We start from the raw sequence: 16,595 nt of genomic DNA on the forward strand, positions 1-16,595 counted from the left end.
AACTACAGATTAATACTATCATATTATCCTTATGTTGACCTGAAATCAATTTCATATTTTATACTCTTAGCAAACAACCACAGAATAATCTATGAGGAGGATATATAAATGAAGTTAATTGCCATCGATCTGGACGGAACACTGCTTACTGCTGAGAGTAAACCAAGCTTAGAGGGCCTACAGGCCATTCATAATATTTTATCCGCCAATGATCATGAAATAACGATTTGCACGGGTAGAGCCCGTTTTGACGTTTTAGGTATTATTGGAGAAGAAATACCCCTCCCAATTATTTCATCGAATGGAGCTGCCGTGCATGATGAACGGGGACAGCTTTTACAAGAGACTCCCATCCCCCATTCTACCGCCGCCGAAGCTATAAATTATCTGATGGCACAGGATGTATATTTTGAAATCTTTTGTCCTGATGAAATTTATACACCTTTTAGCGGGACAAGCAAACTTCAAGCAGAGGTAGATATTCTCGTCAGCGCTAATCCGGATATAGACATCGCCACGCTGCAGAGTGGCATACAAACGCAGATGCATCAATTTGGCATCCAGCAGATTGATGATCCTCGTGAAGTTCTACGCGCCGGAACTCCTATTTATAAATTGCTTCTATTTACTTATGACAATGCAAAATTAAGACTTATCAATAAGCATTTTCAAAACCAAGAATCCGTCCAAACTACAGCTGCTGCCAATCATACGCTAGAAATCATTTCCACAGAAACGGACAAAGGCAGCGCACTTCAATTTCTTGCTTCCTATTACAACATCGACATGGCTGATACAATTGTCATCGGTGATAACTATAATGACATTTCCATGTTTCAGGTAGCTGGAACACGTGTGGCCATGGGCAATGCTGTCGATGAGATTAAACGGCTAAGCACCCTTACCACGCGCAGCAATAACGAGCATGGAGTTGCCTACGCTTTAAATTCACTGCTTAATCTGTAATCTCGGGTTATCTATCTTTATTCCTGCTTAAAGAACATCCTCGCTAAAGCGAGGATGTTCTAATATTCAAGTGATTAACCTATTAATATTGATGATTCGCTGGACTGCACCTTGTATGTAATCATAAATACAGCTAGATGCACAATTTCAAAAGAACCCTGCTTACCAGCAAGGTTCTTCTTTTCGTTATGAATGCGGTCGAGAGGACTCGAACCTCCACGGGTATACACCCACTACCCCCTCAAGATAGCGTGTCTGCCATTCCACCACGACCGCATATTAAGTTGTAAATTTTCGCTCCGACGAACCCACCAAGGGATTCTCACCCCTACTTAAAGCTTATAAGAAAGTGGTGACCCGTAGGGGATTCGAACCCCTGTTACCTCCGTGAAAGGGAGGTGTCTTAACCCCTTGACCAACGGGCCAAATAAAATATTATGTCTACCCTTTTTTAGAGTGACAACAAAAATGAGTATATCAAAATTTACGTGCGTTGACAACCCTATTTTTTGTCGTAAGAAATAAAAAAAGCCCATTAGGACTTTAGCATTTGCTTCGACGAACCCTCCTTCTGAGGGTTCTCACCCTCTAACATAGAGAACCCTCCGGGGATCCGGAGGGTTTCTGATTGAAGTAGTTCAGAACGGAGAGAGAGGGATACTCTCATTTCATTCGAGACTGCGAAGTAACGCTAACGTAGTCTACGCTTCGACGAACCCTCCTTCTGAGGGTTCTCACCCTCTAACATAGAGAACCCTCCGGGTATCCGGAGGGTTTCTAATTGAAGTAGTTCAGAACGGAGAGAGAGGGATTCGAACCCTCGCACCGCTTACGCAGTCTAACCCCTTAGCAGAGGGTCCCCTTATAGCCACTTGGGTATCTCTCCAAAAATATGGCTCCCCGAACAGGACTCGAACCTGTGACAACTCGATTAACAGTCGAGTGCTCTACCGACTGAGCTATCAGGGAACGCTAAGTCACTATAGATACGGTATAATTTATCATGATTTTGAAGCAATGTCAAGGTAAAGAGCAGGTGGCGAGCGGGGTCTGGCTTCACAGCCAGACCCCATGGAACTTTAGGAATCCTTCCGGTGCCGCGCCAGTTCGATGAGCATAACGATGAGTACCAGCAGTTGAATAAGCAGCTCTGCGCTCATAATGCCTCGCCTCCATCCGCGTATTGCTCCTTCGAAGCCGGTTGCCCCTCTCCCCATGGATTCCTTACGCTCCCGTTCTATATATATGACAAGCATGACGACTTCTTGACAATAAAAAAGAACCATCATCTCCATAGAACGAGATCAGGTTCTTCAGTCTGTGTTTATTCTGATTCATAAGTTCTTGCTTGGTCTTAGTTCTTCTTGTTCTCAGATCAGCTGCCGCAAATGGGCTGCGGCTCAGCTCAGGGCTGCGTCCACCTTCACGCGTTAATTTATCGCGCATACGTTTGGCTTTTGATTTAGCCATACATCATCACATCCTTAGTCGATTTGACGTAAGTATATCACATCTCAAGGCATAACCAATTACAAATTTTTCTGTTGCTCATAACCGTATAACTGAAGATTTCCAGAACACTTTCCGCATCGATACCGCTTGGGATCAACACGGCGTTTACGCAAGTATTCCATTCCGCAGCTTGTACACTTTAACATGTAGCGGTACGGCAACTGTTTTCTGCCTTGGCTTCCCGGCAGTGATTGGCAATATCGGCTTCCTCCGACCTGCTTTAATAAGGCTTTGAAGTCAGGATCGCGGTGTCTATAGCCTTTGCCCATAATATGCAGGTGATAGTGGCACAGCTCATGCTTAATAATTTTCTCCACCTCCTCCATGCCGAAGGTTTCCAGCTGCGCAGGGTTAATCTCAATATGATGTGATTTCATGAAGTACCTCCCGCCCGTGGATCTTAATCGCCGATTGAATCTAGCTTCATGCCGGAAAGGAAGTCCAAAGCTGCGAAGCGAAATCTCCTCGACCCAGGCCTGCAGTTGTTCATCCTTCATGAGAATAACCTCCTTTTTGTTCTGCAAATTGCAACCCCACCGGCTTCAAGCGCTGTTTATACTTGAATTCTAACTTCCTATTAAGCTACACTGTCAAGTAGCAATAATAAAAAGGAGAATGTTAAAAAATGGCCTCAATGAGATATGTCATACTACAGCAAGATAGTAATCTACGTTTTGTGGAGATGCCCTCTGACTATGCCTATCAGCTTAGCGCCCTTAATTTGCGCCTGAACAAAGAAATCGAAAAACTAACCGCAGCCGAGGTTCCCTCATTGCCACGAGCGATTGCCGAATGTAACGAGCTAGATCTGCTGCAGGAATCGCTGAAAATTACGAGCGGCCTGGATTACATTAATGAGCTCGAGGCTGCCTTCTCCGCTATTCGCGAGGAAAATTATCCTTTGGTCTCTTTGCTGACGGAAATCCGTGCATTACAGGCTCAATTGGAACAATGGTACGAGGAAGAAGGTCAATAAAGTTATTGGACCTGCACTCTTCATGGCTTCTCCCCATATGCTAACGTACATAGGGAATTGTCGGGGAGGAGATTTTATTGCCCAATTGGCTCAGCAACCAGATGATGCGTGCATTTCATAAAAAAGACCGGCGCCAAATTCGGTTGCTTAACGATTGCTGGTTTTTTTACTACAGCCGCCATAAAACTAGCAATGAAACTAGCCAAATTCAGTAGATAGATCAGCCGCAGTCTTATCATACTAAAATCCCCTTTAGGTTCAGTGTCTGACCCACGCACAAGAAAGTGTGAGCTTCATACACAGTTACTTAAAGGGGTTCTTTTCGCTGCATTAAATCCAAATGGAGTAGTATGCCTCCGCTATGCCGGAGGTTTTTTTTATTTATGCGTGTCGCTTAACTTCCCTGCTAATTGCCGCAGCGCAGCTCCACGATGGCTGATCGCTTGCTTCTCCGATACCGTAAGCTCGGCAAGGGTCTTCTCGTACTCCGGCAGGTAAAAAAGAGGATCATACCCAAAGCCTCCTCCGCCAGCCGGTTCTGAAGTAATCCAGCCTTCCACCGTTCCGGAAGCCTCTGTAAACGCCCCCGTCGTCGGGTTATAAAGTGCAAGGTGACAAACAAAACGGGCCGTACTAAGCAAAGGCTGCTCCGTATCTTCCCCAAGCTGCAGCCGCTCCAGCTCGCCTAGCAGCTTCTCATTGTTGTCTTCGTCTGAAGCTCCTTCTCCCGCATAGCGGGCTGAATAAACACCTGGTGCACCATCCAGCTTGTCTACGCAAAGTCCTGAATCATCAGCCAGTACAGATTGCCCCAGCAAGTCGCCTACTTCCTTTGCTTTCTTGCGAGCGTTCTCTTCGAACGTCTCGCCATCCTCCACTACCTCAGGAACATCAGGATAATCATACATACTCTTAACGGGTTTACCTAGAAATGCGAGTGCATGAGCAAATTCTCTCACTTTCCCCTGATTACGCGTAGCTACGATAATGACTGAATCCTGCTTGTTCATCACATGCCTGCCTCCGGCTGCTTGCTTCCAATCTTCAGTGCAATCGGCCCAAGGGCTTCGCGCTGAATTTCAATCATCTCATTAATACCCTGTTCCGCGAGTTCCAGCATCTTATTCAGCTCTTCCCTGGAGAACGGATTCTCTTCACCAGTTCCCTGTACCTCGACAAAATGCCCTTGCCCTGTCATTACTACATTCATGTCAACCTTTGCCTTGGAGTCTTCCTCGTAGTTAAGATCGAGCAGCGTCTCCTCGCCGACAATGCCTACACTAACCGAAGCAAGGTAGTCCGTAATTGGAAAAACAGGCAGAGAATGCTTCTGAACAATCTTATTCACCGCTAATGCCAGAGCAACGAATGCTCCTGTAATCGACGTAGTACGGGTTCCTCCATCCGCCTGCAGTACATCACAGTCAATCGTAATGGATCGCTCGCCCAATGCATGCAAATCAACAACAGAGCGCAGCGCTCTGCCGATCAAACGCTGGATTTCCATCGTACGTCCGCTTTGCTTGCCACGGGCTGATTCGCGTTGGTTACGGGAGTGAGTTGCCCGGGGAAGCATGGAATATTCCGCGGTAACCCAGCCTTTGCCCTGGCCTTTCATGAACATCGGTACCTTCTCTTCTACCGTAGCCGTACATATTACCTTCGTATCCCCAACCTCAATGTATACGGATCCCTCTGCATATTTGTTAATATTTGCTGTTAACTTCAATGGCCGCCGCTGGTTTGCTTCACGCCCGTTTATTCTCATCGTAACCTGCCTCCTACGTTTCATGCTGTCCTTACGCTTTCCCTATTCTACCAAAGTGTAAGCATAAAATCACCATTCCATTCCTCCCAGCCGGTATCTCTTTAGCTATTATCCACAAAATGAAAATCAGAGCAAGCTGCATCGTCCGATACAACAGAACTGGGCTTGCCGCGGCAAGCCCAAAGCGAAGCGCATAATTATGAAATTACAGAGGAATTTCATTAATGTTTACCGGCCTAGACACGGGTTCACTATATTTCTGATTATCAAGTCCAACGACATCCTTTTCACCATTCAGCCAAATTCGCACTTGATCCTCCTGCGTATTCTCCGTCACGGTAAGAACTAACGATTGAAGCATTTGAGCAGGCACTCTCTCGCCAGGATCAAACATATCGTCGCTGATCGATACGGTAACAATTCCCTCCTGCGATACATCGACACTGTCGACAGTAGTATTGTCTGTAACGACCCTCTCCATGCCTTCCCCACGGGTTGGGCCTTTTATTAATTCTTCCAGCGCCGATTTAACCCGGTCAGAAGCGCTGGCGACAAAACGAGTGACAGGCACGAAATATTGCACGCCTTCCGGCGTCGCCGCTGAAAAATACACAGTAACCGGACTGCTTTGGGACAGGCTAATACCGCTATTCAGCTCCAAATTAATGCCTAATGCTCGCGTCAACGGACGTTCTAGCGGTGTTCCGTCCACGGGCATTTCATTTAGCTTTTCGCCGTCAACCCAGAGCTGAACCTGCCTGATGTCTGGATTTTCCGTCAGCGTCCAAGTGAGTGCCTCCATTACCTTGCGTTCATCACCAGCCTCATAGTTTCTAAAAGGCTCCGTGAATTCGACGATGGCCGTTTGCTGCTCTTTCTGCAGCGTAATTGCCTTGACCTCAGTTCCTTCGGGCAGCACCCCCGTAAATCCTGATGGAATGAGCTTAGCATAAGGGCCGTCCTTTACTAGGCTTTCCAAAGCACGAGTTAATTGATTGCTGTTGTCTTCCTCCGGCAGTTGTAGAGCAACAGGAGCTAATAAGCCGTGATCATTCTCCAAGTAGACAGTCGACATATTGCCTTCCGTGCCCAAGCTTGTCTGGTCTTGCGGCTCAAGATTCCTAAGCATCTGGTATTCGATATCTTCCGGTGGCGGGTCAATCTGGCCTGATGATTTTGCTGCAAAGGGATTACAGGCTGTCAGCAATAACGGGAGTGCGAGCAATCCCGCTACAGCAGAGTTGCGTATTGAGCGGTTCCATTTCATGACCTGGGTTCCTCCCTAACATTTTTCTAAGGTTTGTATTACTATATATACGAGCCCTTTCATGAAAAATAACTAATTTTTCCCGGAAGTGGATACACTGCATCTTAGCCGAGGCAAAATATTCAAGCAGTGGACATTATAAAAGAGGGGTAGAGGTGAATGGGGATGGAACAACCAAAAGCGAAGGCGCCTTACAGTTTGAACAGTAAAAAAGTCGCTGACACCACCATGGAATGGCTGCAAAAACGGGGAGTGAAACTTAACGAGATTGCCGAGCTCGTCATGCTGCTGCAGCAAAAGTATTACCCAAGCCTGACCATGGAGGAATGCATTCACAATGTGGAGCAAGTCCTCAGTAAGAGAGAAGTGCAGAATGCCGTGCTTACAGGAATACAACTGGACATTTTGGCAGAGCAGGGACTTTTGATTCCAGAGCTGCAGGACATGATAATCAATGATGAAGGCTTGTACGGCGTAGACGAGATCTTGGCCTTCTCGATCGTTAACGTATACGGAAGCATCGGCTTCACCAACTATGGTTATGTGGATAAGCTTAAACCAGGTATATTGGAACGATTAAATGATAAGAGCGTAGGCTGCAACACCTTTCTTGATGATATCGTTGGAGCCATTGCTGCTTCAGCAAGCAGTCGTATTGCCCACCGCAAGCAGGCGGAGCGTGAGAAGGAACGGGGCGAAGATACGATGGATACCGACAGATGACTTTGTTCCTGGCAAGCAAAAGAACAAGCTGCAACCTCCGCAGCTTGTTCTTTGTTTTAACCTTATTACGCTACAGCACCCCGTAGCTTTGCTGTAATACTCTAAATCGAATTCCCGTCCCATCGGTGTTCTCTTCCTCGGCCGCACGGCCTTGACGAACGAGCTCAAGCAAGTGGGCGAGCGTCTCGGACATTGCAAACCGCATTTGATGGATGCCAAGCTTCGTCCCAAATACTGCGCTGCAAACCTGGAAGCCCGTCAATGACTCCTCTCGCAGCAGTTGCTCCATCCGAAGCAGGCGCTGCTCATGATGCTGAATCAATGAGCGTATCCTTTCATGGAAATAGTCGAAGGGGCTCCGGTGTCCAGGGAAAGCCATGCTGACTTCATACGTGCCAAGTCGCTCCAGTCCACTTACAAAGGAATTCAGCGGATGGGTCTCACTGCCAGGAAGCAAACTTATATTAGGTGATATTTGCGGCAGGACAGCATCCCCGCAGATCATTACTTTTTTATCCCGATTATACAAAGAAATATGGCCAGGGGCATGTCCACCGCTCATTACAGGCTCCCAGTGCCTTCCACCCATGGTCATTAAAGTATCTTCTGTTATTATCGTAACCTTCGGGAAAGGCGACACTTGAGGAATAAACCCGTTTAAATGCCGCGGCAGCTGATTCAACCATTCGTCAGGCATGCCGTGTTGCCGAAACAGGGTGGGCAGCGCTTCATTTACCGTACTTGCTGTCCCCCACATCCGCTCCGCTTCCTTATAAGCCCTTGCCGACATGTAAACCGGGGCTAGGGTCAGTGACTGCAACTGCCCGGCAAGCCCGAAATGATCAGGATGATGATGTGTCACGACGATCGAGGTAATATCGCCTGGATGTATGCCAAGCTCCTTCCAGACGGCTTCCCATTCCTTCTCGGTCACTTCCGTTCGCGGCCCGGGATCTATAATAGTAACTCCCTCGGGGCCGCGAAGCAGGTAGCTGTTCACTTGGCGCAGCGGAGGAGCCATCGTAATCGGGATTTTAATCATACCAGCTTCCGCCCACTCCTGGTATCTTCCGGAAATCATAAGGATTTCCCAACCATAATCATCCGCGGAGAAATCTCCGGGTCATAGGGGATATCGCCATATCCGCCGTAGACATGCTCCAATTGCAAGCCGCTCTCCAGCAGCATTTTTGTAAAATCCTCGCGATTATACAACTTAATCCGTTCTAAATAATGCCTTGGCTCGTCAGAAGAGCCTGACTCTATATTCTGAATCGTTATATGCTTCTTCACATATCCATCCTGGATGCTGCGTTCCTCTGTAATATGCTGTCCTTCATCTACCCGTTCGGATCGAGGAACCAAACGATTTACGGTATAGGACGGATTTAGGAAATCAATAATGAATTGGCCTCCCGGCTTCAGAACTCGGCGAATTTCCTTAAGCACCTTGATATGCTCCGTATCCTCCTCAAAGTAACCGAAGGAAGAAAATAAATTAACGACAGCATCAAATCCGCCCTCCAGCGGTAAATTGCGCATATCTCCCTTTATCCAGGTTACACGTCCTTCCGGATCATGAATACGCGCCTCCCGCAGCAGCACGTCCGATAAATCTATGCCAGTTACCTTATAACCGGCTTCTACTAGTGCCATGGAATGCCGTCCCATGCCACAGCAAAGATCCAGCACTTTTGCTCCAGCAGGCAACTCTAACCAGGAAATCATCGTATGTACTTCACGTTTCGCTCCCTGCACGTCACGATGTTTATAGACCAGTAAATAATCTTCACCAAAGCTGCGTTCATACCACTCCGCCATTAGAATTGCTCCTTCCTATCTATGCAAAAAAACTGCTCTATTAATAAGGTATACATAAACCAAATAACTTGCAAACGAAAATACCACTTCACGGCATAGTTTCAACGCAATGAATCATTAAATACAGGGATAGCCAGCGTCTCTTTTGCAGGAGACACTGGCTATCCTTAATTCCATATAAATGCAGTTATCACTCGCTGGCTGAATTATCGTTTGCAGCTGTATTTTCTGCATTCGTTAATTTATTGGTAATCTTGGATTTGCTCTTCACTTCATTATACCAATCTTCGAATAATTCCGATACTTGCTGGGCTACCAAGTTCTTACGAATCTCCTCTTTATTCTCTTCGAGTGTCGCCTCTTTAGCGTCCTTGCGATCGGTTAATTTAATGACTCTGTATCCATCATCCGTTTTTACCGCGCCGCTGATTTCATCCTTCTGCAGCTTGAAGGCAGCTTCTTCGATTGCCGGTTCGATCTGCCCCCGCTCAAAGAATCCGGTATCTCCGCCCACTTCCTTCGTAAACGCATCTAGCGACTTATCCTTGGCAAGCTCTGCAAAATCCTTGCCGTCCTTCAATTCTTGGATGACTTCGTTTGCTTCTGCTTCGGTCTCTACCAAAATTACCGAAGCTCGAACCTGTTCCGGTGTGTTGAAGGATTCTTTATACATTTCGAACGTTTCTTTCACTTCCTCGTCCGTCACGTTCGTCTTATCCTCAAGCAGCTTGGACACCATGACATTAAGCTCAGCTTCCTGTTTCAAATCGTCTAATGTCATTCCATACTGTTGAAGCATTTGCTCCAATATCTCGAGACTGCCGAAGGATTTCGTATAATTATCGATCTCAGATTGGATATCTTCCTCAGATACAACAATATTCTTCTTCTTGGCCTCCTGTGTAATCAGCGTCTTCGTAATCATTGCTTCCAACGCTTGCTTGGCTTGTTCTCCGCCGCTAGCCTTTACCAGCTCATTATACAATTCGGCCTGAGTAATTTTAGTTCCATTAACCGTCGCTACAACATCTTTCTTGCCCCCGGCCAGCGGCAGTAGTAATACGATAACAAGCGCTGCGGCTAAAACCAAAGAAATGATCGGCCATATATTTGATGAACCGGATTTCGAGGGAGGAGATGAAGATTCAAACTGCGGAAATGCTTGTCCGCTAGGAGCTTGCTCGGGCTCTGCAGCGCCCGTAGTATCTATTGCCTTCATCGTTTGAACTGCTTCGGGCTCCGTTTCAAGCTCAGAACCTGCTCCATCTGCGGCGTCAGTTGCTGCACTGGCCTCGGTGTCAACTTCTTCGCGAGCTTCCGCTGCCGCTTCACGATCGGCCTCTGCCTCTGTTTCCGCCATTGCCTCCAGATTCCCTTCGTCTGCGGAGTCTGCATTCACGTTTGCTTCTACAGCTGTCTCAGCTTCCGGTGCCGCGTTTTCCTTTTCGACTGCCGCAGCGTCTTGGGATGAGCTCTCTTGCCCTGATCCAGCTTCGTTCTCCTTCCCTAGCGATTCCAGTTCCTTCTTATCTTTATCATCCATTTACTCAATAACTCCCTTCATCTCACCTAACGACGGAGCTCTCAGAATTAAGCTCTCTTTAAAGAGAGTAACAGAATATGCGGAATCAAACATTAAATAAATATAAATTTAAACCGACTTTTATTAAAATCTGCTTAATTCACATCACATGCCATCCCCGCGGTTAGAATAATCCTATTGTTGCTTTGCATTCGTGTTAGTGGACAAAACGTAGTAAAATAGAGGAGCCACAATAACGTTCGGGAGGATCTGATCAACGATGAACTATGAATCCTATTTTCAAAAACACAGAGAACAACATTTGGACGAATTAAAGCATTTGCTGACAATACCAAGCATTTCCGCCCTATCCGAGCATAAGCCGGATATCGCTAAAGCGGCGGAGTGGATTTCCAGCTCGTTATCGAGCGCAGGGCTGGAGAATGTGGAAATCATTCCGACCAAGGGGCATCCGATTATTTATGCAGACCATCTGCATGCTCCCGGGAAGCCAACCGTGCTCGTCTACGGGCACTATGACGTACAGCCGGTAGATCCACTGCATTTATGGGAGACGCCTCCGTTCGAGCCGACCATCCGGGATGGCAAGCTTTATGCACGTGGAGCAACGGATGATAAAGGCCAGCTGTTTCTTCACATCAAAGCCGTGGAGGCTATATTAAAGGAAGAGAAGCAGCTTCCGGTCAACATTAAGTTTTGCATTGAGGGCGAGGAAGAAATCGCCAGCCCAAACCTTCCGCCTTATCTGGATGAGCATAAGGAAAAGCTAGCCGCCGACGTCGTACTCATCTCCGATACGTCTCTGCTGGAGCCTGGCAAACCGGCCATCTGTATTGGCCTCCGTGGATTATGCTCTTTAGAGGTTACGGTGCACACCGCCAATACGGATCTGCATTCAGGAACCTTTGGAGGCGGCGTACCGAATGCACTGCATGCGATCGTTTCTTTGCTAGCTTCGCTCCATGATGACAAGGGAAGAGTCGCCGTGGAGGGCTTCTATGAAGGAGTTCCGGAGCTGACCCCTGCGATGCGTGAGGAATTCGCCAAACAGCAGTTCAACGAGGAAAATTTGCAAGCCGATCTCGGCCTAAATACACTCTATGGCGAGGAGGGCTATAATTTCGTAGAGCGGATTGGCGCCCGCCCGACGCTTGAACTGAACGGCGTATACGGCGGATTTCAAGGCGAAGGCTCCAAAACCGTCATTCCGAAAGAGGCTCACGCCAAAATTACATGCCGCTTAGTCGGCAATCAGGATCCTCAGGATATTTTGGACAAAATCGAAGCTCACTTGAAGCAGCACGTACAGCCTGGCGCCAAGTTAGACATTATCCAAGTGGAGAAGGCGCGTGCGTTCACCATCGATCCTGCAAATCCGATGCTGCAGAAAGCGGCAGATGCATACGAGCGCGTATACGGCACCCGCGCCCTGTTCACGAACGACGGCGGCTCCATCCCGATTGTCGAAACGTTATCCCGCGTCCTGAATGCTCCGGCCGTCATGATGGGCTTCGGGCTTCCCGACGAGAACCTCCATGCTCCGAACGAGCACTTCAATCTGGAGAATTTCGATAAAGGGCTGTTAACGATCGTAGACTACCTGAAATCGCTCTAGGACAGACGACAATAAACCTTCTAGCCTCTCCATTCGTGGATGGGCTGGAAGGTTTTTTAGCTATATAAGATCAACTAAAAAGTTCGATTTTCAAACAAATGGATTTATAGCAGTTAGATTCCGCGGCAAGGAAAGAAAGGTGGATTTAAATGGATTTCATGTCGTTAGAAGAAGGTATTTTTCCAATGATAAGCGGAATGCTTGATTTAGATACCTAAAATCCATCTAACCCCTAAGCAGATTCGTTTAGAGTACAATTAGATACATGAATTCAATTTAGTGTACGACACAGCTTATATAGCTAAGATCGATAAGCCGGGAACCGTCTGCGTATAGCCTTGGTTATGTTCAATCGTTCGGTTTCTGCATGTCATTGAGATGTAGTTAGAAAGGGGACTCGAGTGGACTTGAGCAGCAGTAGCGTGGGGAGGAATGAATCGGTACGAGCTGTAACGGACATAAAAGACGCTATTAGCCAGGAAAACAGCCTTTAAAAATGTAACGGGTACAGACAAGCTTAATAAGGTGTAAAGGAAGCCAATGGATACTCTAGAGTCGCTTGAGGCTGCAAGACGTAGACATTAGCTACAATACTTTTTTCCGCGCGATCCGAGGGATCGAACGCTAGCAGTGTCGACGGAGGGCCTGTTCAACATGTCCTTGTAATATCGGTTTCAGAAGGTTTCAAGCAACAAAAAACCTCCTAGTTCCTTTCCTTTCCGGACAAGGAATTAGAAGGCTTACGGTTTCTTACATGCTTTGGCAAAACCGTCAGATTTTTAGTTCCCCAAGCTTGATTAGCTCGACAACCGCCTGCGCACGACCTTTTACGTTCAATTTCTGCATGACATTCGTGATACATTTTCAAGCACGCAAAGTTAAATGTATGTTCGGATGTCGATGTCTCCGTCTTGAGCCACATCAATCCTTCTCACCACCTGCATTAACAATGCGCGTGTCTTTTGAATGTCGTCATCGTATGATTTTAGATTTGTCATCTCAGTTAAAACTCTCCGAGCATCTTTCTTTATCCGTTCTACGTCAAAGCTTCTCTTTTCCTCAGCTACTATTGCTTCAAGTCTTTTTTCGTGATCGGTAATCTCTTTCTCGTACTGCTCTTTTTCATACTCATACTGGCTTGTCTGTATGTCGCCCAGCATATGCTGCCGTCGGATTTCGAAAAGCAATTTCCGATTATTTTCAATTTGTTTGTTAAGCTTGCGCTTTTCCTTGTCAAAATCATTTTGTGGGATTGTAATTCCAATATCATCCGTGCCACGCGACTCTAACTCGCGTATTTTTTGACGTATCCGACCCAATATATTGCCTATTAAATCGTTTCTAAGGTCGTAATACGGAAAATAGGTATTGTTTGAGCAGCCCGCTTTTCCCATCCTCCGTCGGCGGCTGCACAAGAGGTATCTATATTCCTTACCTCCATCACGACTTTTACCTTTCATCGTTACCATTGCCGATCCGCAATCTTTACAAAATATCATCTTTGCAAACACATTAACAAATGTCCGTCGTCCGCCACGAGCAGCGCCCCCACGCTGAATCCTTAATTCGCGTGCCAGTTTGTAACGTTCCAACGGGATTATTGCGGGATGTGTCTGTTCTTTAGACCATTCCCACTCGCTTTCTGGTCTTTGCACAAGTTTCTTTCTTCGGTTCATGAGATCATTTAAATCATCGTATACAACTTCCGTTGTATATCTACCAGATATATTATAACCAGTATAAGTTGGGTTTTTAAGTATAGATTGAACCGACCCAAGATTCCACGGTCTGCCCGTATATGATTTATATACTATACCCGCAGGGTTTTCTCCGTTAAGGTAATTGACAATGTTTTTATCGCCAGTGCCTGAGATGTAAAGTTCATAAATCAAATCGACGACTGCAGCTTGTTCAGGGTAAGTTTCATATGTTCTTCGTCCTTCTGCTGTTGTAACTATTTTATACCCATACGCCGGCTTGGAAGCGATTATATTTCCGTCTTCAAGCACTGACTTCCTGATACCACGACGCGATGAAACACTGATGTCGCCACTTGTATTTTGATTAACAACAGCTTTTATTCCAAATAAGAGCTCGTCATCCTTCTTCGCAGAATCATAACCATCTTCGATAGACACGACCCTAATATTTAGCGCATTAACCAAAATCCTTTTTAGCGAGATAGCATCCAGCGCATCACGACTAAAACGAGAAAGAGAGGTAAACCATAACGATCTAATCTCACCACTCTTTGCATCTGCGATCATCTTCTGCACATCTTCCCGAGCCACGATGCTAGTACCAGTGTCCCTATCCTCGTATATACGATCTAACTCAACTCCTTCTCGCGCTGCCGATTCAATGAGAAACGACTCCTGATGTTCCGGGCTGTCTTTTTGCGAGTCGTATAAGGTGGAGACCCGAACATAACCTCTATCCTTTTTCATCATTTTGCATTTCCCCTGTAATATATTTGGACAAAACATCATCCAAATTGTACGACACGACCCCGTGCTTTGCAAAAACTTTCTTCATTTCACTGCGAGCAAGATTCCTGACTATCTCAACAGAACGATCCTCTTCTAGGATAAAATTAAGTCTATATTTCTTTTTCCCTTGCTGCTTCCCCATTTGGCATCACCTACTATCATGCTATGTGAAGGGGCTTGGCTAAGTTGCCCCTTCAGTCTCTTCCTCCTCCGACTTTTCCACCAACAAATTCAAGTCCGCAGCCAGTTTATAAAATGCTCTCCAGCGAATTGTACCGTACTTTCCCGCACTGATTTCCGGCTTAAACACTTGATTGTAGACATGATAGTCCGTGATATAATCATGCTCCTTCGTCATGTATCGTTCCTCGATCAAAAACCGTTCCATCCGTGGCATACGGTTGACAACCCGCTCAATTCGTTCGCAGTACTTTTTGCGGTATGCTCGGGAGTCCACGTTATGAATAGCTATGTCGGCGGTTTGATCACTAGTGACATTCGTCGGGCCATGGAATCTCTCGTTGTATCCCGCTGTCGTGCTTGCCTCTCGGTCTTCGTGACTCAGGAATTTATACATCCTGTATTTTTCGAAGGCGTTCTCAACCGCTGCCTGTGTCTTCTTCCGATCAATCTCCGGAAGGAAACTTAATTGCCCCACTCGCATTCACCTCCAGGATTGGGGTTCCCCCGGCCGGAGCCGGGGCATCCTTTATTGCGGTAACTCATCCGGGTCGCCATCCTCAACGCCGGCCATCGGATCGCTCTTCGCAGCCAAAGCATCATCAAGCGTCAGTTGGTTTTTATCCTCGACCTCAACGGTTCCGTCTTGGTTGATCTTGCCCTTCAGTCCTTCGCGGTACTTTTTCTGGTTCTCCCGAAACTCTTTGACCGTCTGACTGGCCTTTGAAAGAGTTAGCGTAACATCCGTACCGGAACGGCTGTAAAAAGCTGCGCTGCTCTCTTCAGACGTTCCACCCTTGACCTCAAACTCCATTACGGTTTTCTTATCATCCCGGTTGATCTTCTTGTATTCGGCCTCAACCGTAACGTCTTCCAAACCTTCGATCTCAAGTATTACGACATTGCGGGATAATTCTCGGAGCTCTTCTTTTTCCTCGTCCTCCCCTTTGACCCAGAAGGTCATGGATTCCTTTTTGCTATCGCGAGTTTGTTTATTAAAATGTGCTTTGATTGTGATGGACATTTATAATTTCCCCTCTCGGAATAATTTTGGAATAATTTCAGTTGAATCTGACAAGTTCATCAGCGATGAAGAAGTTGCCCCAGCCGTCCTGTTGCAGCTTTCCATCTGTGGCCATCCGAACTTTCAACTCCTCGCCACAGACGTGGCATGTCACTACGCGCTCTTCCTCAGGGATATAGTGATTGCCCTTGTTCTTACAGTCAGGGTTCTTGCACCAATATCGGCAGCGGTAATGCGGCACCCCATCTTTGTACTTAATGCCCGTTTTGTAGTGCTCTGGCTCCGGGATGGTCTTCGGCCCGCTTTCAACCGCTTTGCTTACCAGCTCCGCTATTGGAGTTGTCAGATTCCTTCCCGATCCAATAAGCGGTGGCTTGGTAATCTCTACTGCTGATTTTGGTAGTTGTGGGATCTTAGGTAGCGGTATGACAATCTCACCGGGACTAATGCATTGCAGTCCTCTTGCTGCATCTGCCACGGTCTGGGTAGTTGTGGCCCCTATCTCCCTCGCCAACTTAGACAGACCCTCGATCTTCTCGCTGCTCTCATTATTTGATTTAGTCAAAGATTCACTTTGCGTCTTAACCCCAAATACGCTCATGAATCCTTCAATGATGGATTGTCCATTCTCCGCCGTAGCCCCATCCATCTCCAACTCTCCGCTACCTTCAGGCGTTTGAATATTTACTCTCAACCAGCTCATGGATAATG

Annotated in this window: 19 protein-coding genes, 4 tRNA genes and 1 pseudogene; 5 read left to right on the top strand and 19 right to left on the bottom strand. The window is 46.7% G+C overall.

Translation table 11 applies throughout. The annotated features are described in order from the left end of the window. The first annotated feature begins 108 nt into the window (after window positions 1-108). Complete coding sequence (locus tag CZ379_RS23025; protein ID WP_110933750.1) at window positions 109-966, top strand: Cof-type HAD-IIB family hydrolase; 858 nt, start codon at window positions 109-111, stop codon at window positions 964-966. Window positions 967-1,159: 193 nt separating this feature from the next. Here the strand turns inward: CZ379_RS23025 and CZ379_RS23030 are convergent. The 7 genes from CZ379_RS23030 to CZ379_RS23055 all read right to left on the bottom strand — a co-directional run bounded on the left by CZ379_RS23030 (window position 1,160) and on the right by CZ379_RS23055 (window position 2,975). Continuing rightward, a tRNA-Leu gene (locus tag CZ379_RS23030) sits at window positions 1,160-1,242 on the bottom strand. Between the two features lie 74 nt (window positions 1,243-1,316). Next, window positions 1,317-1,391 (bottom strand) — tRNA-Glu (locus tag CZ379_RS23035). Window positions 1,392-1,763: 372 nt separating this feature from the next. Continuing rightward, window positions 1,764-1,852, bottom strand: a tRNA-Ser gene (locus CZ379_RS23040). A gap of 7 nt (window positions 1,853-1,859) precedes the next feature. After that, a tRNA-Asn gene (locus CZ379_RS23045) sits at window positions 1,860-1,935 on the bottom strand. Window positions 1,936-2,045: 110 nt separating this feature from the next. Next, the gene (locus CZ379_RS26390) at window positions 2,046-2,183 is read right to left on the bottom strand and encodes a hypothetical protein (RefSeq protein WP_199925740.1); all 138 of its coding nucleotides are present in this window, start codon (window positions 2,181-2,183) and stop codon (window positions 2,046-2,048) included. Between the two features lie 7 nt (window positions 2,184-2,190). Further along, the gene (locus CZ379_RS23050) at window positions 2,191-2,436 is read right to left on the bottom strand and encodes a hypothetical protein (RefSeq protein WP_110933751.1); all 246 of its coding nucleotides are present in this window, start codon (window positions 2,434-2,436) and stop codon (window positions 2,191-2,193) included. Window positions 2,437-2,495: 59 nt separating this feature from the next. Continuing rightward, the gene (locus CZ379_RS23055) at window positions 2,496-2,975 is read right to left on the bottom strand and encodes a SprT family protein (protein WP_110933752.1); all 480 of its coding nucleotides are present in this window, start codon (window positions 2,973-2,975) and stop codon (window positions 2,496-2,498) included. Window positions 2,976-3,103: 128 nt separating this feature from the next. Between CZ379_RS23055 and CZ379_RS23060 the strand changes: the two genes are divergently transcribed. Both CZ379_RS23060 and cmpA read left to right on the top strand, forming a co-directional pair. Then, on the top strand, window positions 3,104-3,454 hold the full coding sequence (locus CZ379_RS23060; protein ID WP_110933753.1) for a hydrolase/acyltransferase: 351 nt from the start codon (window positions 3,104-3,106) through the stop codon (window positions 3,452-3,454). A 77-nt stretch (window positions 3,455-3,531) separates the two neighbouring features. Next, window positions 3,532-3,669 carry a cortex morphogenetic protein CmpA gene (gene cmpA / locus CZ379_RS23065; RefSeq protein WP_110933754.1) on the top strand — a complete coding sequence of 46 codons (138 nt, stop codon included), beginning with the start codon at window positions 3,532-3,534 and terminating at the stop codon, window positions 3,667-3,669. Window positions 3,670-3,831: 162 nt separating this feature from the next. Here the strand turns inward: cmpA and CZ379_RS23070 are convergent, their stop codons facing one another. The 3 genes from CZ379_RS23070 to CZ379_RS23080 all read right to left on the bottom strand — a co-directional run bounded on the left by CZ379_RS23070 (window position 3,832) and on the right by CZ379_RS23080 (window position 6,489). Then, window positions 3,832-4,464, bottom strand: a complete 633-nt coding sequence (locus CZ379_RS23070) for an XTP/dITP diphosphatase (protein ID WP_110933755.1) — start codon at window positions 4,462-4,464, stop codon at window positions 3,832-3,834. Next, entirely contained in the window at window positions 4,464-5,222 is a 759-nt protein-coding gene (gene rph, locus CZ379_RS23075) for a ribonuclease PH (RefSeq protein WP_110933756.1), read from the bottom strand. The genes CZ379_RS23070 and rph overlap by 1 nt, the downstream gene beginning before the upstream one ends. A gap of 205 nt (window positions 5,223-5,427) precedes the next feature. Continuing rightward, window positions 5,428-6,489: a GerMN domain-containing protein gene (locus tag CZ379_RS23080; RefSeq protein ID WP_110933757.1), complete on the bottom strand. Its 1,062-nt coding sequence runs from the start codon at window positions 6,487-6,489 to the stop codon at window positions 5,428-5,430. A 159-nt stretch (window positions 6,490-6,648) separates the two neighbouring features. Between CZ379_RS23080 and CZ379_RS23085 the strand changes: the two genes are divergently transcribed. Continuing rightward, window positions 6,649-7,212, top strand: a complete 564-nt coding sequence (locus tag CZ379_RS23085) for a phosphatidylglycerophosphatase A family protein (protein ID WP_407668693.1) — start codon at window positions 6,649-6,651, stop codon at window positions 7,210-7,212. Between the two features lie 70 nt (window positions 7,213-7,282). Here the strand turns inward: CZ379_RS23085 and CZ379_RS23090 are convergent, their stop codons facing one another. The 3 genes from CZ379_RS23090 to CZ379_RS23100 all read right to left on the bottom strand — a co-directional run bounded on the left by CZ379_RS23090 (window position 7,283) and on the right by CZ379_RS23100 (window position 10,576). Further along, on the bottom strand, window positions 7,283-8,293 hold the full coding sequence (locus CZ379_RS23090) for an MBL fold metallo-hydrolase (RefSeq protein ID WP_110933758.1): 1,011 nt from the start codon (window positions 8,291-8,293) through the stop codon (window positions 7,283-7,285). Continuing rightward, complete coding sequence (locus CZ379_RS23095) at window positions 8,290-9,033, bottom strand: class I SAM-dependent methyltransferase (protein WP_110933759.1); 744 nt, start codon at window positions 9,031-9,033, stop codon at window positions 8,290-8,292. The genes CZ379_RS23090 and CZ379_RS23095 overlap by 4 nt, the downstream gene beginning before the upstream one ends. Window positions 9,034-9,223: 190 nt before the next feature. Beyond that, window positions 9,224-10,576: a peptidylprolyl isomerase gene (locus tag CZ379_RS23100; protein WP_110933760.1), complete on the bottom strand. Its 1,353-nt coding sequence runs from the start codon at window positions 10,574-10,576 to the stop codon at window positions 9,224-9,226. A gap of 259 nt (window positions 10,577-10,835) precedes the next feature. On the opposite strand from CZ379_RS23100, the gene CZ379_RS23105 reads away from it, so the two are divergent. Next, window positions 10,836-12,191: a dipeptidase gene (locus CZ379_RS23105; protein ID WP_110933761.1), complete on the top strand. Its 1,356-nt coding sequence runs from the start codon at window positions 10,836-10,838 to the stop codon at window positions 12,189-12,191. Window positions 12,192-12,962: 771 nt separating this feature from the next. Here CZ379_RS23105 and CZ379_RS26835 read toward each other — a convergent pair. The 6 genes and pseudogenes from CZ379_RS26835 to CZ379_RS23135 form a co-directional block, all read right to left on the bottom strand. Beyond that, window positions 12,963-13,049 (bottom strand): annotated as a pseudogene (locus CZ379_RS26835) (helix-turn-helix domain-containing protein); the annotation flags it as partial. A 20-nt stretch (window positions 13,050-13,069) separates the two neighbouring features. After that, window positions 13,070-14,641, bottom strand: coding sequence for a recombinase family protein (locus CZ379_RS23115; RefSeq protein WP_199925741.1), 1,572 nt, complete (start codon window positions 14,639-14,641; stop codon window positions 13,070-13,072). Then, a complete protein-coding gene (locus tag CZ379_RS23120) occupies window positions 14,625-14,822 on the bottom strand; it encodes a hypothetical protein (protein WP_110933763.1) in 198 nt (65 codons plus the stop codon). The genes CZ379_RS23115 and CZ379_RS23120 overlap by 17 nt, the downstream gene beginning before the upstream one ends. A gap of 39 nt (window positions 14,823-14,861) precedes the next feature. Continuing rightward, window positions 14,862-15,338, bottom strand: coding sequence for an ArpU family phage packaging/lysis transcriptional regulator (locus CZ379_RS23125; RefSeq protein ID WP_234404987.1), 477 nt, complete (start codon window positions 15,336-15,338; stop codon window positions 14,862-14,864). Window positions 15,339-15,389: 51 nt separating this feature from the next. Beyond that, on the bottom strand, window positions 15,390-15,884 hold the full coding sequence (locus tag CZ379_RS23130; protein ID WP_110933765.1) for a hypothetical protein: 495 nt from the start codon (window positions 15,882-15,884) through the stop codon (window positions 15,390-15,392). 37 nt (window positions 15,885-15,921) lie between these two features. Next, entirely contained in the window at window positions 15,922-16,587 is a 666-nt protein-coding gene (locus CZ379_RS23135; RefSeq protein WP_110933766.1) for a hypothetical protein, read from the bottom strand. Window positions 16,588-16,595 lie beyond the last annotated feature (8 nt).

Source organism: Paenibacillus bouchesdurhonensis, from assembly GCF_900155685.1.
Lineage (GTDB): Bacteria > Bacillota > Bacilli > Paenibacillales > Paenibacillaceae > Fontibacillus > Fontibacillus bouchesdurhonensis.

Excerpts from the sequence above, each read along its gene's own strand:
- CZ379_RS23025 (WP_110933750.1), top strand. The coding sequence starts at position 109 with ATGAAGTTAATTGCCATCGATCTGGACGGAACACTGCTTACTGCTGAG.
- CZ379_RS26390 (WP_199925740.1), bottom strand. The coding sequence starts at position 2,183 with ATGGGGAGAGGGGCAACCGGCTTCGAAGGAGCAATACGCGGATGGAGG.
- CZ379_RS23050 (WP_110933751.1), bottom strand. The coding sequence starts at position 2,436 with ATGGCTAAATCAAAAGCCAAACGTATGCGCGATAAATTAACGCGTGAA.
- CZ379_RS23055 (WP_110933752.1), bottom strand. The coding sequence starts at position 2,975 with ATGAAGGATGAACAACTGCAGGCCTGGGTCGAGGAGATTTCGCTTCGC.
- CZ379_RS23060 (WP_110933753.1), top strand. The coding sequence starts at position 3,104 with ATGGCCTCAATGAGATATGTCATACTACAGCAAGATAGTAATCTACGT.
- CZ379_RS23070 (WP_110933755.1), bottom strand. The coding sequence starts at position 4,464 with ATGAACAAGCAGGATTCAGTCATTATCGTAGCTACGCGTAATCAGGGG.
- rph (WP_110933756.1), bottom strand. The coding sequence starts at position 5,222 with ATGAGAATAAACGGGCGTGAAGCAAACCAGCGGCGGCCATTGAAGTTA.
- CZ379_RS23080 (WP_110933757.1), bottom strand. The coding sequence starts at position 6,489 with ATGAAATGGAACCGCTCAATACGCAACTCTGCTGTAGCGGGATTGCTC.
- CZ379_RS23085 (WP_407668693.1), top strand. The coding sequence starts at position 6,649 with ATGGGGATGGAACAACCAAAAGCGAAGGCGCCTTACAGTTTGAACAGT.
- CZ379_RS23090 (WP_110933758.1), bottom strand. The coding sequence starts at position 8,293 with ATGATTTCCGGAAGATACCAGGAGTGGGCGGAAGCTGGTATGATTAAA.
- CZ379_RS23095 (WP_110933759.1), bottom strand. The coding sequence starts at position 9,033 with ATGGCGGAGTGGTATGAACGCAGCTTTGGTGAAGATTATTTACTGGTC.
- CZ379_RS23100 (WP_110933760.1), bottom strand. The coding sequence starts at position 10,576 with ATGGATGATAAAGATAAGAAGGAACTGGAATCGCTAGGGAAGGAGAAC.
- CZ379_RS23105 (WP_110933761.1), top strand. The coding sequence starts at position 10,836 with ATGAACTATGAATCCTATTTTCAAAAACACAGAGAACAACATTTGGAC.
- CZ379_RS23115 (WP_199925741.1), bottom strand. The coding sequence starts at position 14,641 with ATGATGAAAAAGGATAGAGGTTATGTTCGGGTCTCCACCTTATACGAC.
- CZ379_RS23120 (WP_110933763.1), bottom strand. The coding sequence starts at position 14,822 with ATGGGGAAGCAGCAAGGGAAAAAGAAATATAGACTTAATTTTATCCTA.
- CZ379_RS23130 (WP_110933765.1), bottom strand. The coding sequence starts at position 15,884 with ATGTCCATCACAATCAAAGCACATTTTAATAAACAAACTCGCGATAGC.
- CZ379_RS23135 (WP_110933766.1), bottom strand. The coding sequence starts at position 16,587 with ATGAGCTGGTTGAGAGTAAATATTCAAACGCCTGAAGGTAGCGGAGAG.